This window comes from Vibrio sp. TRT 1302 (assembly GCF_050113875.1).
Classification (GTDB): Bacteria; Pseudomonadota; Gammaproteobacteria; order Enterobacterales; family Vibrionaceae; genus Vibrio.
This window is the reverse complement of the sequence record NZ_JBNJOF010000009.1, coordinates 1-24,961: the sequence shown is the minus strand read 5'-3', so window position 1 is coordinate 24,961 and position 24,961 is coordinate 1. Positions and strand designations below refer to the sequence as shown.

At 45.7% G+C, this 24,961-nt stretch carries 16 protein-coding genes and 2 pseudogenes; 13 read left to right on the top strand and 5 right to left on the bottom strand.

The features are described from left to right. Positions 1-100: 100 nt before the first annotated feature. Complete coding sequence (locus ACQEXP_RS12345; protein WP_426970175.1) at positions 101-2,554, bottom strand: glycogen/starch/alpha-glucan phosphorylase; 2,454 nt, start codon at positions 2,552-2,554, stop codon at positions 101-103. 569 nt (positions 2,555-3,123) lie between these two features. On the opposite strand from ACQEXP_RS12345, the gene malT reads away from it, so the two are divergent. From malT to fbpC, 8 genes are all read left to right on the top strand, one after another. After that, positions 3,124-5,832 carry an HTH-type transcriptional regulator MalT gene (gene malT, locus ACQEXP_RS12340; protein ID WP_269375867.1) on the top strand — a complete coding sequence of 903 codons (2,709 nt, stop codon included), beginning with the start codon at positions 3,124-3,126 and terminating at the stop codon, positions 5,830-5,832. Positions 5,833-5,990: 158 nt separating this feature from the next. Next, positions 5,991-8,864 carry an alkaline phosphatase family protein gene (locus ACQEXP_RS12335; protein WP_426970173.1) on the top strand — a complete coding sequence of 958 codons (2,874 nt, stop codon included), beginning with the start codon at positions 5,991-5,993 and terminating at the stop codon, positions 8,862-8,864. 192 nt (positions 8,865-9,056) lie between these two features. Continuing rightward, a complete protein-coding gene (locus ACQEXP_RS12330) occupies positions 9,057-9,692 on the top strand; it encodes a response regulator (protein WP_269375869.1) in 636 nt (211 codons plus the stop codon). Next, positions 9,689-11,293, top strand: coding sequence for an MASE1 domain-containing sensor histidine kinase (locus ACQEXP_RS12325; protein WP_269375870.1), 1,605 nt, complete (start codon positions 9,689-9,691; stop codon positions 11,291-11,293). Before ACQEXP_RS12330 ends, ACQEXP_RS12325 begins: the two co-directional genes overlap by 4 nt. A gap of 86 nt (positions 11,294-11,379) precedes the next feature. Then, positions 11,380-12,681: an MFS transporter family glucose-6-phosphate receptor UhpC gene (gene uhpC, locus ACQEXP_RS12320; protein ID WP_426970170.1), complete on the top strand. Its 1,302-nt coding sequence runs from the start codon at positions 11,380-11,382 to the stop codon at positions 12,679-12,681. A gap of 77 nt (positions 12,682-12,758) precedes the next feature. After that, complete coding sequence (locus ACQEXP_RS12315; protein WP_269375872.1) at positions 12,759-13,793, top strand: ABC transporter substrate-binding protein; 1,035 nt, start codon at positions 12,759-12,761, stop codon at positions 13,791-13,793. Positions 13,794-13,858: 65 nt separating this feature from the next. After that, positions 13,859-15,943 (top strand): ABC transporter permease, encoded by a 2,085-nt coding sequence (locus tag ACQEXP_RS12310; RefSeq protein WP_426970167.1) that lies wholly within the window; start codon positions 13,859-13,861, stop codon positions 15,941-15,943. An 18-nt stretch (positions 15,944-15,961) separates the two neighbouring features. Then, positions 15,962-17,023, top strand: coding sequence for a ferric ABC transporter ATP-binding protein (gene fbpC, locus ACQEXP_RS12305; RefSeq protein ID WP_426970165.1), 1,062 nt, complete (start codon positions 15,962-15,964; stop codon positions 17,021-17,023). Between the two features lie 89 nt (positions 17,024-17,112). On the opposite strand, the gene ACQEXP_RS12300 is transcribed toward fbpC, so the two are convergent. Continuing rightward, complete coding sequence (locus ACQEXP_RS12300) at positions 17,113-17,469, bottom strand: YibL family ribosome-associated protein (protein WP_138971249.1); 357 nt, start codon at positions 17,467-17,469, stop codon at positions 17,113-17,115. A gap of 226 nt (positions 17,470-17,695) precedes the next feature. Between ACQEXP_RS12300 and ACQEXP_RS12295 the strand changes: the two genes are divergently transcribed. The 3 genes and pseudogenes from ACQEXP_RS12295 to ACQEXP_RS12285 all read left to right on the top strand — a co-directional run bounded on the left by ACQEXP_RS12295 (position 17,696) and on the right by ACQEXP_RS12285 (position 20,621). Then, a complete protein-coding gene (locus ACQEXP_RS12295) occupies positions 17,696-18,469 on the top strand; it encodes a DUF4344 domain-containing metallopeptidase (RefSeq protein ID WP_269375876.1) in 774 nt (257 codons plus the stop codon). A gap of 35 nt (positions 18,470-18,504) precedes the next feature. Continuing rightward, positions 18,505-18,713, top strand: a pseudogene (locus tag ACQEXP_RS12290) (DCC1-like thiol-disulfide oxidoreductase family protein). Positions 18,714-18,959: 246 nt separating this feature from the next. Continuing rightward, complete coding sequence (locus tag ACQEXP_RS12285; RefSeq protein WP_269375877.1) at positions 18,960-20,621, top strand: methyl-accepting chemotaxis protein; 1,662 nt, start codon at positions 18,960-18,962, stop codon at positions 20,619-20,621. A gap of 196 nt (positions 20,622-20,817) precedes the next feature. Here the strand turns inward: ACQEXP_RS12285 and ACQEXP_RS12280 are convergent, their stop codons facing one another. Both ACQEXP_RS12280 and ACQEXP_RS12275 read right to left on the bottom strand, forming a co-directional pair. Next, positions 20,818-21,096 (bottom strand): type II toxin-antitoxin system RelE/ParE family toxin, encoded by a 279-nt coding sequence (locus ACQEXP_RS12280; protein WP_426970163.1) that lies wholly within the window; start codon positions 21,094-21,096, stop codon positions 20,818-20,820. Further along, entirely contained in the window at positions 21,096-21,377 is a 282-nt protein-coding gene (locus ACQEXP_RS12275; protein WP_426970161.1) for a damage-inducible protein J, read from the bottom strand. The genes ACQEXP_RS12280 and ACQEXP_RS12275 overlap by 1 nt, the downstream gene beginning before the upstream one ends. A gap of 337 nt (positions 21,378-21,714) precedes the next feature. Here ACQEXP_RS12275 and ACQEXP_RS12270 point away from each other — a divergent pair, with 337 nt between their 5' ends. After that, complete coding sequence (locus ACQEXP_RS12270; protein ID WP_426970159.1) at positions 21,715-22,749, top strand: formylglycine-generating enzyme family protein; 1,035 nt, start codon at positions 21,715-21,717, stop codon at positions 22,747-22,749. Between the two features lie 225 nt (positions 22,750-22,974). After that, a complete protein-coding gene (locus ACQEXP_RS12265) occupies positions 22,975-24,009 on the top strand; it encodes a formylglycine-generating enzyme family protein (protein ID WP_426970157.1) in 1,035 nt (344 codons plus the stop codon). A 35-nt stretch (positions 24,010-24,044) separates the two neighbouring features. On the opposite strand, the pseudogene ACQEXP_RS12260 reads toward ACQEXP_RS12265, so the two are convergent. Next, positions 24,045-24,961: pseudogene (locus ACQEXP_RS12260) on the bottom strand (LysM peptidoglycan-binding domain-containing protein); the annotation flags it as partial.

Here is a 24,961-nt window from a genome sequence, read left to right as displayed (position 1 = left end):
GCTCTCTCCGAAGGACTGCTTATACCTTCAAAATGTAGGGTTATTAAATCGTTATAAAGAGTAGAGCCAAGGCGCTAGGCCTTGGCTTTGTCTGGTTCAATTAGCGCGATACCGCTTCTAATTTCCAAATGTTATTGACGTAATCTCTAATCGAACGGTCTGAGGTGAATTTACCCATCAAGGCCGTATTCAAGATGGCTTTCTTCGCCCAGCCAGCTTGGTCTTTGTACTGTGCTCCCATCGCTTCGTGCGCCTGAACATATGATGCAAAGTCCGCTAAACATAAGTATGGGTCACCGCCATCAAGTAGGCTGTCGTACGTTGCTCTTAGCAGGCCTGGTTGACCAGGTGTAAACTCTTCGCCAGCCAGCAGGTCTAGTGACGCTTTTAGCAAAGGATCTGCGTGGTAGTAGTCGTAAGGGTTGTAACCCGCTGCTTTAGTCGCAACAACTTGGTCGACTTCAAGACCGAAGATGTAGATGTTCTCATCACCCACCTCTTCACGAATCTCAACGTTAGCGCCATCCATAGTACCGATAGTCAATGCACCGTTCAGCGCCATCTTCATGTTACCCGTACCCGATGCCTCTTTACCCGCTAGAGAAATTTGCTGAGATACATCCGCCGCAGGAATAATGATTTCAGCCATGCTCACGCGGTAGTCAGGGATGAAGACCACTTTCAGTTTATCGCCAATACGCGGATCGTTATTGATCTTGTCCGCAATCTTATTGATAGCGAAAATAATTTCTTTCGCTAAGTGGTAGCCCGGTGCCGCTTTAGCAGCGAAGAAAGCAACACGTGGCGTGCATTCGAAACCAGGTTCGTTAATGATTCTGTGGTACAGAGACAAGATGTGTAGCAAGTCTAGATGCTGACGCTTGTACTCATGTAGACGCTTGATTTGCACGTCAAAGATTGCGTTCGTATCAAGCTCGATACCCATGTTGTCTTTCACCCATTTAGCTAGGCGCTCTTTGTTCTGCTTCTTAACAGCCATGAACTCTTTCTGGAACTTCGCGTCCGTTGCGTACTGAGCGATACCTTCTAGCTGCTCAAGTTTCGCAGGCCACTCACTGCCAATCTTGTCAGTAATCAGCTTAGAAAGACCTGGGTTACAGAACTTCAACCAACGACGTGGAGTGATACCGTTAGTCACGTTGTGTAGGCGAGTTGGGTACATTTCATGAAACTCAGGGAAAAGATCTTTCTTCACCAATTCTGAGTGTAGTGCCGCTACACCATTCACCGCGTAAGAGCCAATCACACATAGGTTAGCCATGCGAACCATACGGTTGAAGCCTTCTTGGATGATAGATAGCTTAGCTTGTTTCTCGCCATCACCAGGCCACATTGCACGAACTTCTTGTAGGAAGCGGTGGTTGATTTCAAAAATGATTTCCATGTGGCGTGGAAGCAGACGCTGGATCAGAGATTCAGGCCAAGTTTCCAATGCTTCTGGAAGTAGTGTGTGGTTGGTGTAAGCGAAAGTCTTCGAGCTGATTTCCCATGCTTTTTCCCAAGATAAGCCTTTCTCATCAAGAAGAATGCGCATCAATTCTGGGATAGCGATTGTTGGGTGAGTATCGTTTAGCTGGATAGTCTCTTGCTTAGGCAGATCCGCCAATGCAAAACCTGCTTGCTCGTGACGACGCAGAATATCGCGAACTGACGCTGCCGAGTGGAAGTATTGCTGCATTAGACGCAGTGTCTTACCTTTCTCGTGGTTGTCATTCGGGTACAGAACTTTAGTGATGTTACCAGCGTCGATCAGCGCGTGCTGAGCTTCGAAGTAGTCACCGTTGTTGAAGCTTGCTAGTGAGAAAGGCGCAATAGCCTGACATTCCCAAAGTCGTAGTGGGTATACCGTGTCAGACTCGTAACCAACAATGGGTAGATCCCAAGGCATTGCTTTAACTGTCATGCCAGGTACCCATTTGCGGACTTCTTTGCCGTTTTCATGCGTTACTTCAACATGGCCATAAAAACCGATCTCTTGTGCCAATTCAGGACGAGCCACTTCCCATGGGTAACCTTCAACACCGCGCCATGCATCTGGGGCTTCCTGTTGACGACCATCTTTGAATGATTGCTTGAACAAGCCGTATTCATAGTGAAGACCGTAACCCACCGTTGGGTACTCTTGTGCTGCACAAGAATCCATAAAACATGCTGCTAGACGACCTAGACCACCGTTACCCAGTGATGGGTCACGCTCTTCTTCTAGCAAGTCAGTTAGGTTTTGACCTAACTCTTCCATCGCTACTGTGATTTGATCGTACAAACCCATGCTGATTAAGTTGTTGCCCGTCAGACGACCAATAAGGAACTCTAATGACAAGTAGTTTACGCTTTTCGCGTTTTTGATCTTCGGATCCTGCTCAGTCTTAAGCAAGTCAAAGGTTGTTAGTTCTGCTAGTGCTTTGCCCATTGCTAGGTACCACTCACGCGCAGTCGCTGTTTCTACAGTTTTAGCGTAAGTCGCTGAAAGGTGTTTTTTCACATCAGCTTGGAACACTGCTTTATCAAAATTTTTCTGTTGCGTAGGTTTCATTAGAGAAATCTCACTTATTGGTTTCAATCCATCTGTGCCATATCGTGCATCGACATGATTGGCAAAACATCCTCCTACTCCTAGCCAATTTAGGAGGAGGACAAAGGGCGTAGAGGGCGTACAACCAGTAGCTCAGTGATCTAGGTCTCATTAAGTTTTACCAACATCACAGCTCGGGTGATTGAGATCACACCGTCAACCAATTTAGCCTATATCTGGTTTATTAAAGATAGGTGTCGAGAAAAATACGCAATTGATGAATATGCATACTCGATCACATTAAGTTTTACTTCGCAGTGCAAATTTCACGAATTCTCGTGCAAACAGGTACTCAAATCTCATCTCACACAGATCTAATAGGAGACACTCATCACAAAAAAGGGGCGTAGCTGGCAGCAAAATGTGAATTAAGCGAAAAACCCGTCGTTGATCAATAACGGTCATGATTGTTCTCAAGTAACATCCTTGCCAATAAGCTTTACTGATTAATATTTACACAACTAAGTGTTTCACCTTCGGGTAACTTCGCTGCTCCACGAGAAAGTGGAAGGATAATAGGGAATAAAAAGATGTGGATTCCTTCTAAGTTAACGCGTCCGGGTCGATTGCATAACGCCATTGTACGACCAAGGGTATTAGATCTGCTCCAGCAGGCTCCTTTCTACAAATTGGTGCTACTCAGATCACCCGCTGGCTATGGTAAAACCACCATGGCGGCTCAATGGCTATCGGACAAGTCACACGTCGGCTGGTACAGCATTGACGAAAGTGACAACGATTCTTTTCGCTTTATGAACTACCTACTTCAGGCACTGAATAAAGCCACCGATGGCAGCTGCCCGAACTCGCAAAAACTTGCAGAAAAACGCCAATTCTCTTCACTTCACTCCCTATTCGGTGAAGTTTTCACTGAGATGTCTGACTTTCATCAAGAGTGTTATTTGGTTCTGGACGACTACCACTTAATTTCTGATGACGAAATCCACGAAGCCATGCGCTTTTTCCTCAAGCACATGCCAGACAATTTGACTTTGGTAGTCACCAGCCGAGCAGCACCACCACTTGGGACGGCCAACCTTCGCGTCCGAGACTTAATGATCGAGATCGGCGACGAAATGCTCGCCTTTGATACCGAAGAGACAACGCGCTTCTTTAATCAACGTATCGCCGATGGCATTGACGATACCACCGCGACCAATTTACGTAACTACGTAGAAGGCTGGCCATCAGCACTACAGTTGATCGCTCTCCAAGCGCAGCATCAAAACAAAACTCTCGCACAGTCGGCAGAGTCTTTTTCTCAGTTCAACCACGCACACCTATGGGATTACCTGATAGAAGAAGTGTTTGATCTTTTGGATACGGAAACCCGCCAATTCTTGCTTCAGTGTTCTGTCCTCGATCACTTTAACGATCAACTGGTCTCTGAACTGACTCAGCGAGAAGATGCACTGAGCATGATCGAGTCTCTCAATCGCTTTGGTCTGTTTATTCACCCTCTCGAGGGAGAGCAAAACTGGTACCGTTTCCATAATCTGTTTGCCGAGTTCCTTGCTCACGAGCGCAGTGCGAGGATTCCTCAGCAAGAGAAGCAACTTCACCATGCGGCCGCTAAAGCGTGGCTAAAACTCTCCTCGCCTCATCAAGCTCTTCGTCATGCACAAGAAGCCAAGGACAGTCAGTTAACCGCAGATATCCTGACTCAGTATGGCTGGAAGATGTTTAATGGTGGTGAGCTGCAAACGCTCGAAAAAGCGATCAACTCTCTCTCCACAGAACAGCTCTACAGTGAACCTAAGCTTTGTATGTTGCAGGCTTGGTTAGCGCAGAGTCAGCACCGCTACAACGATGTTGGTGACCTGTTATCAAAAGCTGACCAAGAGATGAGTAAGCTCAATGTGGTTCTGAGCACCAAAGAGCAAGGTGAGTTCAATGCGCTGCGAGCTCAGGTTGCCATTAACCGCAATGAACCAGAACAAGCGCTAGAGTTAGCAGAACTGGCACTTAGTCAGCTGGACAGCACTGTTTACCGTAGCCGTATTGTTGCCACGTCAGTCGTGGGAGAGGTCAACCACGTACTTGGTCATCTCAGCCGAGCTCTGCCAATGATGCAGCAGACAGAGAAACTGGCACGCCAGTATCAGGTCTACCATCAGGCTTTATGGGCGATGCTGCAACAGAGTGAAATCCTGATTGCACAGGGTTACGTTCAAGCCGCTTTCGAAGTACAAGACAACGCCTTTAAACTGATCGAAGAACAACAGCTGCAACAAGTTCCGCTACATGAGTTCTTACTTCGTGTCCGCGCCCAGATTTTGTGGTGTTGGAATCGACTGGATGAAGCCGAGGAATGTGCCTATAAAGGTCTGGATATTCTTGGTAACCACAGCCCGAGCAAGCACTTACATAGCTACTCGATGCTGGCACGTATCGCCATCGGTCGTGGCGAGTTAGATAAAGCGGGTAAGTTCATTGAACAAATTATTCATCTGCTGAAACAGTCTACCTATCACGTTGACTGGACGGCTAACGCCTCACTATCTCTGATCCTATTCTGGCAAGCTCGCGGCGATCTGGAGTCTATCAAGCAATGGCTAGAGACCACGGTTCAGCCTGAGCACGCATGTAACCACTTTACCCAGCTTCAATGGCGTAACATCGCACGTGCCCAAATCATACTAGGGCTTTTTGACCAAGCCACTGAGACACTTAATTTCCTTCAGCAACAAGCAGAGGAAAATGAGTTGCTGACCGACACCAACCGTAACTTGATTGTTTCCGCTGTGCTCGCCATCTCACAAGATGATGAAGAGAGAGCTCGTGAGCAACTAAAGAAAGCATTAGCTCTGACCAATCAGACGGGTATGTTAGGTAATTTCCTCGTGGATGGCGCGAAAGTGGGTCATATCTTGGAGAAACTCAACCATAAGAATGAGTTGGGAGATTTAGAACGTCACCGCGCACAACAACTGCTCAAAGACATCTCAACCACTCAACGCAGCAGTTCTGTTCACTTTGATGAAGAGTTTGTTGAAAAGCTCGTCAACCACCCGAACATCCCAGAGTTGGTTCGCACCAGTCCACTGACTCAGCGTGAATGGCAAGTTCTCGGGCTGATCTATTCTGGTTTTAGCAACGAGCAGATCGCCCAAGAGCTAGACGTGGCGGGGACAACCATCAAAACCCATATTCGCAACTTGTACCAGAAACTCAATATCGCCAACAGAAAAGAGGCGGTCAAAACCGCCGAAAATCTGTTGCAGTTAATGGGCTACTAATCCACTAAGACCTACCAATCAGCCGACAGTTCTGCTGGCTGATTGGTAGCGAATCTCACTTCCAAGCAAAACACTTTCGTCGCATGCGCTAACGCTTGCACTCTCACTCTTTAATGTCACAATGTAAATCATTAGCAGCATGAATGAGAATAATATCAATGACTTGGTTCAGAGCAACGACCCTTACCATCGCGTTAACTAGCGCTTTATCCACCTCCTGCTATGCCGAAATCGGTAACACACCTGTGGTTGGCGGTTTATTCAACTCCAGCGAAGTTCTCAAAAACCAAATTGTAGATTCTCTCTCCTATTCAACCCGCTTTGCTCGTGATATGACTCTTTTCACGATTGGCGGGATGACGCTCGAAACCTATTTGCTCTCACTTCCGTTAGATGCCAGTACCAAGACAAGAGTGATGGGGCAAATCGCCGATCCCACCTACTCAATTCCTCTCGGTTATTTCCTCTATCAGTTTTACGACCGCTACACAGGGATTGAAAGCGGAGATCAGTTCAAAACGTATCTCCAAACGGTCTATGACCAACAAGCTTTAAAGGGGTTTGAACACTCTTTATTTCAGCTTGATTCCAGCGCTCCACCAAAAGAAAAGCAACACGCCAAAGATCAGGCGCATCAGGAAGGTCTAAAAATCGATAGTCAGTTTATCGCAACTATGGTGACCGTCTATGACGCTTTGATTCAAATCGGTGAGTGGCAAGATATGGAGCAATTGCCACAGCATTACATTTATCTCGATAACACACCTAGCGACAAGCAGTTAGTCGACAAAATTCAGCCAATCGTCGTTGATATACTCAAGAAAACTGCCGCAGGAATGGACGAGGGAGAGATGAAAAATGCTCTGCTTGCCATCGTCGCAGACGGCGGCGCTGAACGAGCTAATCAACCCAATAATAAAGCACAGGCATTGACCGTCACACTGATCGACTTTGTACGCCTGAATGTCTTAAAAGCGTACCGCCAGTTCGTCTATCAAGATGAAAGGCAACAACGTCTCAACGATTGGCTACAGAAGGCCTTTGATAAGGAACCATCGACCGCGGTCGGCTTTTTGCAATCCCAACAAGAGCGCCGTTTCGCCGTTCAAATCACCGTGGATGGGCTTCAGCAAGGACTGATTGAAGGTTTAGTCGACCCGAGCAAACCCTTTATTTCTCATGCCTATCAACGTTATTTACAAAGCAAACAGCTAAACACTCCGCTTGCTCAGTCAAGCCCTGAACACCAGCAAGATATGCGCTTTTTGCAGATACTCTCTGAGCAAACTTATCGCGATCCCTATTACTTGCCGTTTTTCAAACGCCTCTATCAACAACATGCTGACTCGATTGCCAATGTTGGCATCTCTTCAACACCAACAATCAGCGTACGCAACTTACCTATCATTAAAACGGGGGCGAAAGTCGCAGGCGAACAAGGGACAGGCATCCCAAATTTTCACTTTGTCGATCGTCATCAAGATCGCGCCTACTACTTCTTTGGCAACGACGCTTTGCAGCTTGATCGCCTAATGCAGGCCAATAACGTATCGACTATGTTTGATCGCCTAGTCCATCTAAAAACCCTTAACTGTAACGCTCAATATGATTGGAATGCCCATACCAGTTACGATGGTTTGGTCAATTTAGGGGTTGGGGAGTCGCTCAGGGACTTTGGTGAGAAACGTTGTCTTAGAGAGTTGGACGAACGAGCCCAAGTTGAAACCGTGCTAACAAAACTGCGTCAGTCACTGATTGACAATATAACAGCATATCAAGACATTCCGAGTTGGGATTTCTACACCAAGTTGACTCGCAAATGGAAGATTGAACAAGATATTTCAAGCTATACCAAACTCGACGGTCAAGGCATGCCAGACTTTACCCTAGTGTACAATCCTTGGCCTGATCACTTTGCTCACTTTGTCGGTCCTTTTAGTGACGAAATCATTATGCCAACTGGGGAGCTCAATAGACTCGATTACTGGATCACTCAAATAGAGCAAAGCTACAAAAACGCGGGCATCTACGATCAAACCTTGTGGGGCATGGCTGGCGATCATGGTTTAGCTCCTGTCTATTACACGCTCAACCCTGAAAAAGCCATCTTCGAGCCTTTAGAGGAGAAATTGGGGTTCCCACTGATTATCAAGAAAATCTCTTCTGATGAAGGGGAAGGTCCAAAGATCACCAACGCGTTAAGCTATCCGAGCAATAAAGGGATAGACGTCGTTGTCGCCTCAACCGCTGGAGGCAACTTCATGTTCGACCTATTCAATTCAAAGCAAGGGTGGGACAGTCAGCCTGTCTACGCTGAGTTAATTAACTGGCAGCCGATCAATGCGGAGGGCAAAACCGTAGACATTATTGCAGAATCCCTAAACTACCTAGATGATTCATTGGACTATATGGTCGTGCGTGAGCAAGCCTGTAGTGAAAATCGCTGCCAAATACGCATCATGGCCAACCGAAATGGAACAAGGGTTGACGAACAAATCATTCAGCAAGGCGATCGCTACTATTACGGCAGCATAAACCGTAAGGCTGCGGTTCAGCTGCTTGATGCCAAGTCACTCAACCCGTACCTCTCTGCCCCAAACAAGAACGAGCTGAGTCGCTTTGCCGATCTGGTTGATCAATGTATCGAACGTGTGAATCCGAATGATAGCCAAACCTGGTGTAATGCAACTCAGTGGCGAGAACTGACCAGCTATACACCAAAACCCGACTCTGTCGTTCAGTTAGCTCAGCTATACGCCGAAGATAGAGCAGGCACAATTAACCTCTTCCCGAGAGAGGGGATTGGCTATAACACTAAAGTTCCTGGTCGACATGCGGGTGAAAGCTACTTGGAAAAAGACGCCTTTATCGGCTTTTGGGGAACGCCAATTGGTCAAGCGGCAACGCCACTTAGATCGGAAGCCAATGGTTCCTTAGCGCCTACTCTGTTTGAGTATTTGACTGGTGAACAAGTGGTTGAAGGCGAAAATGGTTGGGGCTTCCCTTCCCTGCTTCACAAGCTCGATATTTAGTGCCAAAAACACGGACCAACTTTCAAACAAATTGGTTCGTGTTAGCACTTTTACCATCAGAAATGATGGATACCACGATATCTATTGACAGAGTCAACAATTCCTTATAGTTGTTCTCACTAGCGTTGATACTTAATTCAATATGTCACTTTTGCTAGAACTTTTGGTACAAGCTACCTCAAGGAAACCGCTATGATTTCTGTTTCTCTTGTCGACGACCATATTATGGTCCGCTCAGGTTTTGCTCAATTACTGTCGTGTGAACCCGATATACAAGTACACAGCGAGTTCGATAACGCGCGCGACGCATATCGCGTCCTTTCCGTATCGAACATAGATGTTGCTGTGATCGACATATCGATGCCCGATGAGAGTGGCTTAGTACTGCTAGAGAAGTTGCGAGCAAAACAACCTGACTTAAAAGCCATCATGCTGAGCATTTATGATTCAGCATCGTTTGTCAGTAAAGCTATCGATGTTGGCGCCTATGGTTACCTTTCGAAACGTTGCGGACCGGGTGAATTGGTCACCGCGATTCGTAAGGTCGCCGCAGGTGATCATTACTTGTGTACTGACGCATTAGTTAATCTTAGCAATGCCTCGTCAGCCTCTTCTGCATTGAAAGAGCTCACCAAACGCGAGCGAGAAGTCTTCGACCATCTGATTCAAGGTTTAGATGTGAAAGAGGTCGGCACCAAGCTGTCGATCAGTCATAAAACCATTCATGTCCATCGCGCAAATATCCTCAGCAAGCTGGAGCTATCCAATAACGTCGATCTAATTCGCTTTGCACTCCATCATAAGCTGCTCAGTGATGAACCCGTATGAGTGAACTGACCCGACGACAGCAACTACCAAAACTGATTTTAACTAAAGGCTTTAGTTATAGCTTTGCCATCTTGGGATATGTTATTTGTTGGTTTTGTTTGTGGAATGTCAGTCTCTACCTAACACCTGACATCTTGTTGGCCGGTCTTCTGTTGCCAACTGGGTTTAAACTCGCAATCTATACTTTGACCACACGAAAACTTTGGCCTTGGTTCACCATGTCTGAGGTTTTGCTTGTGGCTAGCTTGGTTCAGTTAACTAATGCGCCTGTTTATTGCTACCTTCTGATACTCTTTGCCTGTTTTAACCATGCAATCGCGGTCATTTTTCAACAGTTTTGGAGACCGCTTCAGATCTATTGGCAGCGCTTGCTCGCATTGTCTGCACTTGCTCTCGCCTACGCTCACGTTTGTGGTTTTGCATTACTGCTGTTGAGTAAACCAGTAGGCTTAGGTGGCATGTATGCGCTTCAAGGTGGCATTGCGGTACTCACTGGCGGCATTCTACTCACACCGTTTTTCTACCTAGTATATGACTATCTGCGCCGCCAAGTATGGCAGCCACTCACGCCAACATTAGTGCACCAAGAAGTGGTGTTACGCCCGTCAGCCCTGATCTGGTGCCTGTTGTTTTTTGCGATTGGTTTAATTACCGAGCTGACATTATTCGAGCAGATGAAGTCTTTGGCTCTGCTGATCTTTCTGTTGCCCAACATCTTTATGGCTTATCGTTACGGCTGGCAAGGGGGCGTACTGGCCAGCGTAATGAACAGTATTTTGCTCACGACTGCACGACAGGTAACTGGCTCCTTCGATAGCGATTTAGAGTTGCAAACCTTTATCTCAACCCAAGCATTTATTGGTCTTGGTTTAGGTATCGCGATCAGTCGTCAATACTTCCTTGCACAGCAGCTTCATCAAGCTAACTTAAAACTCGCCAATGAACTCGCCAGTAAGCAGCAACTGGCAAGCCAACTCGTCCATGTTGAAGAAGACATCCGTAAGTCTGTGGCTCGCGAACTTCATGACGAAATTGGCCAAAATATTACCGCGATTCAGATTCAATCAATGCTCGCAAAGCGATTGGCAGGTGATGAACAACAAATCAATATTGCTAACACAACCAACGAGTTAGCACTAAGGATCCATGACTCAACTCGTCAACTTCTCAAACAACTACGCCCTCATGCCCTTGATGAGCTAGGTCTTGAAAGTGCGATTAGACAGTTAGTCGCGGAAATGAAGTTTGCCGAACGCGATATCGATTTTAGTCTTAACTTCGGCATTTTTGCTGAACGACTTGATGATATTACTGCGGTGACGCTTTACCGCATCGTCCAAGAACTACTGAATAATGTCTGCAAGCATTCTCAAGCCAATCAAGTACAACTCTCTTTAGTACCCGGTGTGCGCTTCAGTTTAGAACTGCGTGACAACGGTATAGGCCTACCTGACAACTGGAGGCTGAAAGGACAAGGGCTCAGAGGCATTGAAGAACGAGTCAGTGCTCTCGGAGGAACGATGAGTATCACCTCAAATTCATTGGGGAGTAGGATATTTGTTAACTTACCCACAAAAAACACAACATCTCCACCAAACTAGGAAAATTTCCTAGAGATATATAAAACCGTCTAATTCATTCCATCTATGGGTTGGTTACCATTCTTTCATGCCAAGGAGAGGAGCTCGTGTTAGTCGCTGACAAAAGCCCAAATCAAATTGACCAAATGTACCGTTATTGGCGAGTTCAGCTAATGATAGTGATGTATGTCGGATATGGTGTTTTTTACTTTACCCGTAAAAGTCTCAATTTTGCGATGCCAAGTATGATCACCGACTTAGGACTGGAGACTTCCGACATCGGTATTTTGGGAACGCTATTTTATATCACCTACGGCGTGTCAAAGTTTCTCTCCGGCATGGTGAGTGATCAAACCAAACCTGCCTACTTTATGGGGCTTGGGTTGATTTTTACAGGATTGATCAACATCGCCTTTGGCTTGAGTTCTTCTCTATTTATGTTCGCGCTGCTTTGGACTTTAAACGCGTTTTTTCAGGGATGGGGATGGCCACCGTGCGCCAAGCTGTTAACCAGTTGGTATTCACGATCTGAACGTGGCTTCTGGTGGTCTATTTGGAACACATGCCACAACTTAAGTGGCGCGATAATACCAATAACGATTGGCTTTGCCGCGGTAACTTGGGGATGGCGCTTTGGCTTTATCCTGCCAGGAAGTCTAGCCATTATCGTCGGTGTAATGCTCTGCTTCCAACTACGTGATAAGCCTACCTCGATGGGGCTACCCACGGTCGGTGAATGGGTTAACGACCCCATAGAAATAGCACATGAAGCAGAAGGACGTGGGTTACCGTTTTGGCAAATAGTAAAGACCTACGTATTGGGAAACAAATATATATGGTTGCTGTGCAGCTCTTATCTATTGGTATACGTAGTTCGCATTGCAATCAATGATTGGGGCAATCTCTATCTTACTCAGCGTCACGAATACCAACTCTTCAGTGCCAATGGCGTCGTGTCAATGTTTGAAGTAGGAGGCTTACTCGGTTCGCTATTTGGGGGCTGGGGATCAGACAAGTTTTTTCACGGCAACCGAGCACCGATGATACTGCTATTTGCTCTGGGGATTTTTGTTTCTGTGGCCGCTTTGTGGCTTACCCCTTTGGATAACTTCATCATTTTATCTGGCTGCTTCTTTGCCATTGGTTTCTTTGTCTTTGGGCCACAAATGATGATTGGCATGGCCGCAGCAGAGTGTTCTCACAAAGATGCGGCAGGCACCGCAACCGGTTTTGTTGGCTTATTTGCCTACCTTGGTGCTGCACTAGCGGGATACCCACTCGCACTTGTAATCGACCAGTTTAACTGGGAGGGATTTTTCAGCGTCGTTACGCTCTCAGCAGCGTTGATTGGACTGTTAATTCTTCCTTTTGTTAAAGCTCAACAACGGGCAGGGATAGCCATAACCTAACTGATAAATTCCCTCTCGTTGTCTTATACCGCAAGGACTTACCAACCCTACAGTTGGATACAACAAGAGGAAATAACATGAAAGTTGGAACAAAACGCAGCCTACTCTCTGCTTGCATTCTTGCAGCATCAATCGCTGCACCTCAAGCGCTCGCCGATGGTCGTTTAGTGGTTTACTGTAGTGCGACCAACGCCATGTGCGAAGCGACAACAAAAGCTTTTTCAGAGAAGTATGATGTAAAAACTTCGTTCGTTCGAAATGGTTCAGGCAGTACGCTGGCAAAAATTGATGCCGAGAAAAAGAACCCTCGTGCGGACGTATGGTATGGCGGTACGCTCGATCCTCAATCGCAAGCTGGCGAGATGGATCTGCTCCAAGCTTACCAATCCCCTCAACTCGAATTCATCATGGACAATTTTAAAGACCCAGCCAAGCGCAAAGGTAACTACTCTTCTGCGGTGTACATGGGGATTCTAGGTTTTGGGGTAAATAAGGACCGTCTGGCAGAAAAAGGCCTGGCAATTCCTCGCTGCTGGAGTGACCTAACTAAGCCTGAATATGCGGGTGAAGTTCAAATTTCAGACCCACAGAGCTCTGGTACGGCTTATACGGCACTCGCCACCTTTATACAGCTTTGGGATGAAGACAAAGCCTTTAGCTACTTCAAAGCGTTGGATAAAAACGTCTCTCAATACACTAAATCAGGCGTAACACCATCGCGCAACGCAGCTCGTGGTGAAGTCGCTATCGGTATTGGCTTCTTGCACGACTACTCGCTAGAACAATCAAAAGGCGCACCTCTAGAACTTATCGCTCCGTGTGAAGGTACAGGCTACGAAATCGGCGGTGTAAGTATTATAAACGGAGCGCGTAACCAAGAAAATGCACAGAAATTCTTGGATTTCGTTTTGTCGAAAGAGGGTCAGGAAACGGCATGGAAAAAAGGTCAATCATTCCAAATCCTAACCAATACGACTGCCGAGCAATCACCAAACGCTCTTGATCCTAAAACTCTTGAGCTTATTGATTACGATATGGAAACGTACGGTTCATCAGACGAACGTAAACGTTTGATCAATAAATGGGTGAACATCGTCAAGATGGGTCAATAATCCAACTGGGAACGGGTGATGATGCTTGTCATCACCCTACTTGCTCATAAATTTAGGTATTAATTATGAACGAACTCACCGCGCATATTAGCCCTGAACTTACTAAGCGCGATCCCGTATTTTACTGGATATTGAGCTTGGTAGTTGCTTTCATTCTTCTTCCTGTCTTTGCTCTCGACTATGGTTTGATCGACTCTACTCCTGATGAGTTTTATTCCGCCATGGGTTGGAGTGGTGTCAATATTTCGTGGTTATGGTTCGGCCTTCCTGCTGCTTTGCTGCTACGTCCATTAAAAACACAGAACAAATATGCCAAACGTCGTCATCAGTTTGATATTGGCTACTCAGCATTTTGTATGCTGTTTGTGTTGATCTCTTCTTGGTACGCCGAACACGGTATGGGTTATGCCACCATAGTGTTGTTTACGGTGTTAGGTGCCGTCATGACACTCGCATTCTCACGCCTAGAGTACCTTGGTGGAGATGCCTTCGTCGTTGGCTCACTGATCGCTATCGTTCTGTTGATCACCGTCTTTATTATCTATCCGAGCTTCGCCATTTTCGTCCCAATGTTTGAGGATGAAATGGGCAACTTTGTGGCTTGGCAGTTTGTCGATATCCTCAGTCGCTCGCACATTATTCAGATCGTAATCAACTCGGTTGGCTTAGGTATCGCTGTTGGTATCGGTGCGACTTTCTTTGGGTTGATTTTCGCTATTTATACGACTCGTATTGCGGAGCGCAGTGCGTTTATCGCACGTATATTCTCCATTTTACCGATTGTCACCCCACCTTTTGTGGTCGGCCTTGGTGTGACATTGATGTTGGGTCGCTCTGGCTACATCACCGAACTCATGGTTAACTGGTTTGGTCTACAACAGACTAACTGGCTGTACGGTTTCACTGGTATCTGGCTTGCACAGGTACTCGCTTTTGCTCCTATGTCATTTATGATTCTTGATGGGGCAATGAAGTCACTACACCCGTCACTCGAAGAAGCGTCTTATACCTTGCGTGCAAACCGCTATCAGACCTTCTTCAAAATCGTCATGCCACTGCTTAAACCGGCACTAGCCAATAGCTTCCTAATTATATTTGTTCAGTCGTTAGCTGACTTTAGTAACCCGCTGGTTCTCGGTGGTAGCTTTGACGTACTGGCAACGCAGATCTATTTCTATATCGCAGGTGCTCAACTGGACTACGCGTCAGCAAGTACTCTCGGTGCGGTTCTTTTGCTCTTCTCACTCGCCATTTTCGTCGTTCAGTACCTGTGGATTGGTAAGCGCTCATACGTCACCATCTCTGGGAAATCCTATCGCGGTGATGTGCAGCCTCTGCCTACCTCTCTAAAGCATGCAGTCTGTGGCCTACTTTACTTCTGGATGGCGTTTAACATCCTACTCTACGGCAGTATCTTCTATGGAAGCTTTACGGTTAACTGGGGCGTTGACTACAGCCTAACCCTATCTAACTACTTAAACCTATTCGGCAGTGGTTTTGGTGAAGGTGCATGGCCATCGCTTATCACGACTATGATCTACGCTGGCATTGCTGCGCCTTTGACCGCTTTCTTTGGTCTGCTAATTGCCTATATTGTGGTTCGCCAGCAATTCCATGGTAAGAAAGTGATTGAATTTGCCACCATGCTCTGTTTCGCCGTTCCTGGCACGGTTGCGGGTGTGTCCTACATTCTCGCGTTTAACGATGCTCCGATCTACTTGACGGGTACTGCGGCAATTGTGGTTATTTCGATGGTAATGCGTAATGTTCCGGTAGGGATTCGCTCTGGTATTGCTGGTCTTGGCCAACTTGATAAAGCACTTGATGAAGCCTCTCTTAGCCTGCGCGCAAACTCGCTTAAAACCATTACACATGTGCTGTTGCCGCTCCTACGCCCTGCGATTTTATCAACCTTAGTGTTTAGCTTCGTGAGAGCAATGACCACCGTCAGCGCGATTATTTTCTTGGTCACACCCGAAACTCGCGTTGCCACCTCGTACATATTAAATCGTGTGGAAGACGGCGAATACGGGATTGCGATCGCTTATGGCTCAATCCTAATTGTTGTCATGTTAGCGATTATTTTGATTTTTGATTTTCTTGTCGGTGAAGCACGCGTCTCGCGTTCCAAAGCCAATAACCAAGAGTAGCAATTGGAGATAGAACTCATGGAAAAAGAAAACTTTGTAGTCTTAAAGAATGTCTGCAAACGCTTTGGGGATAAGACCGTAATTGGCGATTTAGACCTTGAAATTAAGAAAGGTGCACTCGTCACCCTATTAGGCCCATCAGGATGTGGCAAAACTACCGTCTTGCGCTTAGTGGCGGGATTAGAAAAGCCCACCAGCGGGCAAATTTTCATCGATGGAGAAGATGTCACCAATACTTCCATTCAACATCGTGACATTTGTATGGTGTTTCAATCTTATGCCTTGTTCCCACATATGTCGCTAGAAGACAACGTTGGTTACGGCTTAAAAATGCTCGGGCTAGATAAAGCCGAAATCAAGCAGCGAGTTAAAGACGCTCTAAAATTAGTCGACTTAGAGGGATTTGGCGAACGTTACGTCGACCAAATTTCCGGTGGTCAGCAGCAACGTGTCGCTCTTGCTCGCGCTCTGGTTCTCAAGCCCAAAGTTCTGCTATTTGACGAGCCACTCAGTAACCTAGATGCCAACTTACGCCGAAATATGCGTGAAACTATTCGCGATCTACAGCAGCGGTTTAATATCACGTCACTCTATGTTACTCATGATCAAGCCGAAGCGTTTGCCGTCTCCGATACCGTTATTGTTATGAAAGATGGCGACATCATGCAGCAAGGTACACCAACAGAGTTGTACCAGCATCCGGCATCTATGTTCATGGCAAACTTTATGGGTGAAGCCAACATGTTTAGCGGCCATTACGATGGTACATACGTGGATATCCATGGCTACCGATTGAAAGCCAATCAAGATAATCTCGCTGGCATTGCCGCTGGCGACTATGAGATTGGTGTACGACCTGAAGCAATCCTCCTCGCCGAAGAAGGAGAGGCTTGCCAACAATGTCAGGTCAGCAGTTTTGCTTATATGGGGTCTATGTATGAAGTCGTGGTTCAATGGCAAGGTCACGAGCTATTGTTGCAACTCAACTCATCACAGTTCGACGCCAGTTACGCCGACCACGCCTACCTAACCATCAACCCAAATGGTGTGTTCCTGTTGCCCAAAACAGGTCAAGAATAGTTAGTGCTCACTGGGATTTACCATTGAGTAACACCAAACAAAAAAGCGCCGTTAGGCGCTTTTTTTAAAATACTTACCAGACGTTGGCATCAGAACTTGTTCGGTGCGTAGCCTGTCATCACTTCAATGCGCAGCTCTTTACCCAGCTTTGTCATTGGGTGAACTACCACTAGTCCTTTTACCGACTTTTTCAGTTTACCCATATCCGCCTGTTCCGCTTTCGTGATTTCGCGAGAGAATGGCATATCCTGCAAGCTCTTACGTTCTTTGTTGCGATCGAATTGCTGCTTGTGCTTCATTGAGCTTACTTTCTTGTTCAGCTTTTCGATTTCATCAGTGAACTGAGAAATCATTTCTTGATCACCACGACCTTTAGCTGCGTCCAGTTTACGTTGGCAAGTATCTAGACGGTTATGAAGGTTTTGAAGTTCTTTTTTAAGGCTCATGGTGATTTATCTCATAGAAACGGAAAAGGTCGGCGAGTGTAGCACAAGCATAGCGGCTTCCCTAATGATAATCATCATTTCACTCCCATCTAATCCCTTGGGCAACCCTACCCTCAATCCCTCGTTCAAGATTGAGTGTCACCAACAGCAAACTAGAGCGAAATCGTTCATTTTATGTCAGTATTAGTTAAGTCCATCCATTCCAAGACAATAATAAGGATTGAGTATGTTTTATCGTGTGTTACTTCCTTCGCTAATGCTGTTTGCATCTACTGTCTTTGCTGGTTCAGAAAGTGTTGTCATTCGCTATCTTGAACCACAAAATGAGGTTGAAAAAAAGGCCAAGTCTGAGATTGAGCAAAGTGGGGTAAACCAAACCTTAGTTGACTTATCACAGAGTATTTTTCCGTTCAAAAACACCTTAACCATCCAATACGGCGGCGATCAGGGCCCACTCTACGATCCAGAAGCGCATCAGGTTCATATGCCTTACGAGTTCTATCAGCAAGCGCTGGATTACTTTAAGAAAAATCAATATGACAAAAAATATGGCAAGAGTGCGCAAGCCGGTGCCATTGATACCGTATTACACACCCTACTTCACGAAGCCGGGCACGCTTATATTGCCGACCAAAACATCCCGATTCTAGGCAAGGAAGAAGATGCCGTAGATAATTTTGCTGCGCTAATGATGATCGAATATGTGGAAAATGGGGAAGATGCTGCAATCAGTGCCGCTGATATGTTCGCCTTTGAATCCGAAGATCGTCCTGACTACTACGATTTTGGTGAATACATAGACGAGCACAGCTTTGACTTACAACGCTACTTCTCAACGTTATGCCTAGTTTATGGCAGCAACCCTGAACAACATAAAAGCTTATTAGACGAAGTCGAAAACGACTATCTGGCTGATCGTAAAGATTTTTGTATCTATCAATATCAAGCAGTGGGTCAAAACTGGCACAGATACTTAACGTCAGTGAGCGATGAGCAATAGCCATAACGGTTTCGTAGAAACATCGAGGTGAAAGCATGACTAAATTGACGATTTTCTACGATGGCCGCTGCCCACTGTGTGCAAAAGAGATGCGCAAAACAACCTGTTGCTCGGTTTAGATGTGACATGCCAAGCATGGAAGCTCGTTGGTAAAGGTTGGTTATACGCATCACTAAGTTTACCTATTCTCCGCCCGTTTGCAGATTGGCTATACATCAAGTTTGTCAACAACCGTTACCAATAGTCTAAGTGGTTGACAGGAAAGCGTTACTGCGACGACAAGCAATGTTCTCGATAGATTGTACTAAGGTCTAATATCGAGAATCTGCAAACCCCTCAAGATTCACAGTCCTGAGCCGATAAATTGGCTAATCTTATAAGATAAACTTTTGGTCTATAAGCATGATTCCAATAACTAAGCTTCTTGCCTATTCGGTCCTCTGATCGTGGTATGGTCAATGAGCCACTATTACTAAAACAGGATGTTTGTATGAGTCTTACAATTCGTAGCCGCTTATATATTTTGGCATTAGTTCCGCTGCTAGTTATCGCGTTAGGTATGCTTAGCTTTACCTACATGAAAACCACCGAACTGAACGAGCAACAAATCGAAGTTACTCGCGCTAACTTAATGAACTTGAAGAAAGCCGAACTAAGAAACTATCTTCAAATGGCCAAATCTGCCATCGAACCTTTTCTAGAGAAAGGTGCGAGTCTTGAGGAAGCTTACCCGACCCTGAAAACACTAGAATACGGTGAATCAGGATACGTATTCGGTTACGACTCCAAAGGCGTACGACGTGTTCAGGGTAAGAGTGAAAAAGGGATCGGAGAAAACTTCTGGAATCTACAAGATCAACAAGGCAACTACCTGATCCAAGATCTCATCCGTAACGCAAAGACTGGCGAGTTCACCACTTACTACTTCCCTAAACCAGGCGAAACTAAGCCTCTACCTAAACTGAGCTACTCAATCTTTATTCCAGAGTGGGATTTGATGCTGGGGACTGGTTTTTACACAGATGATATTGATGCCATCATTGCCGATATGGAAGCCGCAACTATTAGTGCGTTGCAAACTACCTTGTCAGCTATCGTCATCTTCTGTTTAGTCATCGCGGGGATCGTTGCTGTCTTCGCAGTAGCGGTAAATCGTACCATAATGAAACCGCTAGAAATGTTTGATGACTCCATTAGCTCATTTGCAAGCGGTGACGCTGACCTGACCGCGCGTATGGAAGCGTTTAAAGCCCCAGAATTTGCTAAGCTAAGCAGCAACTTTAACGCTTTCGTTGCCAGCCTTCAGACCATCATTGCTAACGTGAGCGATGTCGGCCAGCAAGTCGTCGCGGAAACCAACAACATGTCCCAGCGCGCTGCTAAAGTCGATGAATTGGCATCAGGGCAACGCGAAGAGACAGAACAAGTTGCGACGGCAATGACCGAAATGACAACGACAGCTAGCGAGATCTCCAACAACGCGAGTCAGGCTGCATCATCAGCAAAAGAAGCGGATGACTACGCGAAAGAAGCGCAGCACATCGTTAATTCAGCGGCACAATCGGTTGAAGCTCTCGCTGAAGAGGTTTCACAAGCCAATGGCGTCATTTCTCGTCTAGAAGGCGACGTACAGAACATCTCCTCCTCACTGGAAGTCATCCAAGATATCGCTGAGCAAACCAACCTACTTGCGCTAAACGCAGCAATTGAGGCCGCTCGTGCGGGTGAACAAGGTCGAGGCTTTGCGGTCGTAGCTGACGAAGTACGCAAACTGGCTAGCCGCACTCAAGATAGTACTGGAGAGATTCACCAGATGATCGAGCAACTAAAAGCCGCCTCTGATGATGCAGTGAAAGCGATGGAGTCTAGCCAAAGACGTGGTGCAAGCACCGTTGAAGAAGCGAATGCCGCTGCCAAAGCGCTCATTCAGATACAGGAATCCATCGGAACCATCATGGATATGAACTCACTTATCGCTACGGCTACAGAAGAGCAAAGCCTAGTGGGTCAGGAAATTTCTCAACGTGTGGTGGTCATTTCAGACCAGAGCTCGCAATCTGCCGAACTGGCAAATGAGAACCGCGCGGGTAGCCAAGAACTCAACCACCGTGCCAACGAGCTATACGATTTGGTTGGCCGCTTTAAAGTGTGATGCTCAACTTTTCGTTTCCTTCAAAGCCCGCACCTCTTCTGCGGGCTTATTTGTCTCCCAAAAAACTAGCAATCACTTTCATCGTTTCCATCGTGTGTCATAACTTATTGATTATCAGTTGATTTGATATGAATTACCCAAAGGTGAAAGACGACAATTTGTCGTCTAACAAGTATTAGTCCCCTAGAGGAAGCAATCAATCCATAGGAAATTTTTGTTTCTGGTGAAGCACACGCATGATTCGGATTATGTCACCTTCGATCCAATAGGAGACGATCATCGAAATATCAGGAATTATAAGTAATCGCCCACGAATACCGCCTCGCTGCATACCCATAAGTGGCTGCTCTAGCAAGTTTTCCACTTTTGCTTCAATGAGACTGTCAGTTCTCTCAGCAGCATCAGGGTTGAAGTCATAGAGAAACTCAAAGATCTTTTCACGATCATTGAGCGACTCTTCTTCCCATAAAATCATTACATACCTCGATTACGGATCCTGGCTTTGCGCTCTTCCATTCGAGATTTAGCAGTTTGGTGCTCAACGAAAACGGATTTTCCTGAGTCTAACTTCTCAAATGCTAGGTTTACTTGTTCAGTTAGCCATGTATCGTGAGCTAATGTTTTTCTTTGTTGTTCAGCGAGTTGCACAGTTAGTTCACGGCAAGCGTCACTCAGAGTGCGACCTTGGCTCTCAGCCATTTGTTGAGCTAGGCGTTTTGTTTCTTCATCAACACGAAATTGAATTCTAGTGTCCATGATGTATTCCTTTGTTGGTGTGTGTACAAATGTTAGCACCAGCCTTTGAGATCGACAACTAACAATGCATTTATGAGTGATACCTTAATTACCAAGCGACTTTGTCATTACGTTAACTACCGAGGAAAAATGTCGGGACTGAATTATCGTTCTCTGTAAAGTATTAAAATGATTCTTTAACTAGTTCACTCCTGATAATCACTTGATAAATTTATTAATTATTAACTGGGTGTGCATCATTAAGAAAAGGAACAAAAATCACATTATTTTCAGGTCATTAACTTCAAGTCATCAGCATAGCCGCTTAAAATAATCGGCTAAATAATTAGGATTGATAATGAATTATAAATGGCTAGGTCTTCTCAGTGTGATACCTTTATTGGCGGCATGCAATAGTGATATCGATATTTCCAGCAACGTGCTTTCTCAACAGCAGCTCAACACCATTATTAGTAATGTCAATAAACACTATCCAGATGCAGACAGCGAACTCAAACAAAATATCGCCAAGGTTGCGGTAAAGTCGATTGAGAATATGGTGTTTGTGGAAGGTGGCAGTTTTATTATGGGTGACTTTCGTATGCCCTGCATGAACGACGATCTTAATCGCCCAGTCTGGACGCCAGAAGCAAGTTGTTACAGTGCTGTTGAAATGGTCAGCAGTGGAGCGGATATTCAACATGAAGTAACTTTAAGCAGTTACTCGTTATCAAAGTATGAAGCAGAGATGTTGGATTATGATGTTTACTTACAAACGCTTGGTCGACCATTTGAACAGAGTGTTTATGAAGGACAGTACCTAGAACGTGGCTCTAAGGTCTATAAAACGGTATTACCAAAATTTATAAAAAAACCAGCCAGAGAAGTAAATTGGCAAGATGCCAAAAACTATTGTCATTGGCTCGGGCAGTTAACGGCTCTACCCGTCGATCTGCCCACCGAAGCACAGTGGGAATACGCTGCACGTAGCCGTGGTCAAAAACTCTACTACGCAACCAACAATGGCTTTATTCAGTTTAGAGGAAGAGGGTTCCATAACCCAGAATTAGGTGGCTATGAGGAATTTACCGACAAAACCGCCAACATGGCCACTGGCTTAAACCCTGTAGGCATGTTTGCGCCTAATCCACTCGGTCTCTATGATATGACTGAAAATGCCGAGGAGTGGGTCAATGATTGGTACGCTAAAACTTATTATAAAGTGTCACCGAAACTCGATCCACAAGGCCCCGAATCAGGTGAGTATAAAGTTGTTAGAGGTGGGGTTGGTATGGTCACTGTCGCCCGCGCATTTGACCCAATAAAGAGTGATAATCTGTCATACCGTTCAGGATTCCGTTGCTCCGTCCAAAGCGCAGAACAAGCTTATTAGCATTGAAAACAACTGCATTATGGTGGTCGACTCTTAACGGGACACACATTTTAACTACATCAACATTAATACCGAGTTTCTGATAATTACTTGATAAATTCATTAATTATTAACTGGGTGTGCATAATTAAGAAAAGGAAGGAAAATCACATTATTTTCAGGTCATTAACTTCAAGTCACCAACTTAGCCGCTTAAAATAAACGGCTAAATAATGAGGATTGATAATGAATTATAAATGGCTAGGTCTTCTCAGTGCGATACCTTTATTGGCGGCATGCAATAGTGATATCGATATTTCCAGCAACGTGCTTTCTCAACAGCAGCTCAACACCATTATTAGTAATATCAATAAACACTATCCAGATGCAGACAGTGAACTAAAACAAAATATTGCCGAGGTCGCGGTAAAGTCGATTGAGAATATGGTGTTTGTGGAAGGTGGCAGTTTTATTATGGGCGACTTTCGTATGCCTTGCATGAACGACGATCTTAATCGTCCTGTCTGGACGCCAGAAGCTAACTGTTACAGTGGTGTCGAAATGGTCAGCAGTGGAGCGGATATTCAACATGAAGTAACTTTAAGCAGTTACTCGTTATCAAAGTATGAAGCAGAGATGCTGGATTATGATATTTACCTACAAGCTTTTAATCGACCATTCGAACAACGAAAAATCGATGGTCAATATCTCAAACGGAGTGCTAAAGATTTTGAATCAAGGAAAGAGTATTACGAAGGCAAACCCGCTAGAAAAGTAAATTGGCAAGATGCCAAAAACTATTGTCAGTGGCTCGGGCAGTTAACGGCTCTACCCGTCGATCTGCCCACCGAAGCACAGTGGGAATACGCTGCACGTAGCCGTGGTCAAAAACTCTACTACGGGACCAATAATGGGTTTAAACAATATAGAGGTGGGGGTTTTTATAACCCTAAGCTAGGCGGCTATGAGGAGTTTACAGATAAAACCGCCAATATGGTCACTGGCTTAAACCCTGTAGGTATGTTTGCGCCCAATCCCCTCGGTCTCTATGATATGACTGGAAATGCCACCGAGTGGGTCAACGATTGGTACGCCAAAGATTATTATAAAGTGTCGCCAAAACTTGATCCCCAAGGACCTGCATCAGGTGAGTACAAAGTCAAGCGAGGTGGGGTTGGTATGGTCAATGTTGGCCGTACATACCGCGAACTGGAGGTCAGTGATGACGCGATTCGCTCCGGTTTTCGTTGCTCTGTTCAGAGCAAGGATCAAGCTTATTAGCCCCGAAAACGACCGCCTTACGGCGGTCGCTGTGGTTAGATATAATAGCCATTATTTTTATTTAAGCGCGCGATTTGCCGCTCGACTCTCTCCCTCTTCTGGCTCCAACTCCAGCCAGAGCGCGGCGAAAACGGGCGCATTTGAGCAAAGTTGCTCTCGTTGATTTCATTCACTTGCGCCAGTTTTAATACCCAGTTGTTAAAGCTTGTCTGTTGTTCGCCATCTAAAATCGCATTGATGCGCGCTAAATTGTCAAACAACGCTTTGTCCTCTGCTTGTTTACCGCCTGACGGTTTTTCACCAGTGGCATTCATACGCGTGAGCACCTCTTCAAATCGTCGCCACGTTCGAACCGCGCCAAGCAATAAGATATAAATCGCCTTCTCTTGCTCCTCATCCCACGACAGATAAAACGTCGTCACTAAGGTATTGAGCATAATGCCGACGCTTTCTGGCAGCAATTCTTCAAACGGCACTTCGCCAATCACATCGCTATAGTTCGCGACAATGCGCCTAGCAAGGCGAAAGGCTTCCTTTTTCTTATCAGATTCACCCTTCCAATTTTCCAACCGTTCATCCCACCAAGTATTGATCGACTGACTGCTGTTCATCACCGCCTGTTTAAGTGCGTCTTGCGGATTAGCAATCACATCACAGGCAAATGCTATGTAACTGGACTCGATCAGGTGTTGGTACACCTCTCTATCAATATTGGCGAGTACGCGGTAATCCGTTGCTTTTAAGCCTTTAAAAAGGATAACGGCGAGCTGCCATAGTTGCTCAAAATCAACTGTCGTGCCAAACCCGCCACTGGCGCCAGGGCCAAACACCAAACGACCAGAGCAGTTAAAGTAGAATTTACCATCTTTACCAAGACTCAGCTGAAAATCCCATCCAGCACCTGCTCCAATAGCCACATTGCCGTTGGCACCCACCTTGGCGAGGGTGGCAA

Bases quoted from the DNA above. Each gene is read 5' to 3' on its own strand.
- ACQEXP_RS12295 (WP_269375876.1), top strand. From the start codon at position 17,696: ATGTTTTATCGTGTGTTACTTCCTTCGCTAATGCTGTTTGCATCTACT.
- ACQEXP_RS12280 (WP_426970163.1), bottom strand. From the start codon at position 21,096: ATGATTTTATGGGAAGAAGAGTCGCTCAATGATCGTGAAAAGATCTTT.
- ACQEXP_RS12285 (WP_269375877.1), top strand. From the start codon at position 18,960: ATGAGTCTTACAATTCGTAGCCGCTTATATATTTTGGCATTAGTTCCG.
- ACQEXP_RS12310 (WP_426970167.1), top strand. From the start codon at position 13,859: ATGAACGAACTCACCGCGCATATTAGCCCTGAACTTACTAAGCGCGAT.
- ACQEXP_RS12275 (WP_426970161.1), bottom strand. From the start codon at position 21,377: ATGGACACTAGAATTCAATTTCGTGTTGATGAAGAAACAAAACGCCTA.
- malT (WP_269375867.1), top strand. From the start codon at position 3,124: ATGTGGATTCCTTCTAAGTTAACGCGTCCGGGTCGATTGCATAACGCC.
- ACQEXP_RS12345 (WP_426970175.1), bottom strand. From the start codon at position 2,554: ATGAAACCTACGCAACAGAAAAATTTTGATAAAGCAGTGTTCCAAGCT.
- ACQEXP_RS12325 (WP_269375870.1), top strand. From the start codon at position 9,689: ATGAGTGAACTGACCCGACGACAGCAACTACCAAAACTGATTTTAACT.
- ACQEXP_RS12265 (WP_426970157.1), top strand. From the start codon at position 22,975: ATGAATTATAAATGGCTAGGTCTTCTCAGTGCGATACCTTTATTGGCG.
- ACQEXP_RS12315 (WP_269375872.1), top strand. From the start codon at position 12,759: ATGAAAGTTGGAACAAAACGCAGCCTACTCTCTGCTTGCATTCTTGCA.
- fbpC (WP_426970165.1), top strand. From the start codon at position 15,962: ATGGAAAAAGAAAACTTTGTAGTCTTAAAGAATGTCTGCAAACGCTTT.
- ACQEXP_RS12335 (WP_426970173.1), top strand. From the start codon at position 5,991: ATGACTTGGTTCAGAGCAACGACCCTTACCATCGCGTTAACTAGCGCT.
- ACQEXP_RS12270 (WP_426970159.1), top strand. From the start codon at position 21,715: ATGAATTATAAATGGCTAGGTCTTCTCAGTGTGATACCTTTATTGGCG.
- ACQEXP_RS12330 (WP_269375869.1), top strand. From the start codon at position 9,057: ATGATTTCTGTTTCTCTTGTCGACGACCATATTATGGTCCGCTCAGGT.
- ACQEXP_RS12300 (WP_138971249.1), bottom strand. From the start codon at position 17,469: ATGAGCCTTAAAAAAGAACTTCAAAACCTTCATAACCGTCTAGATACT.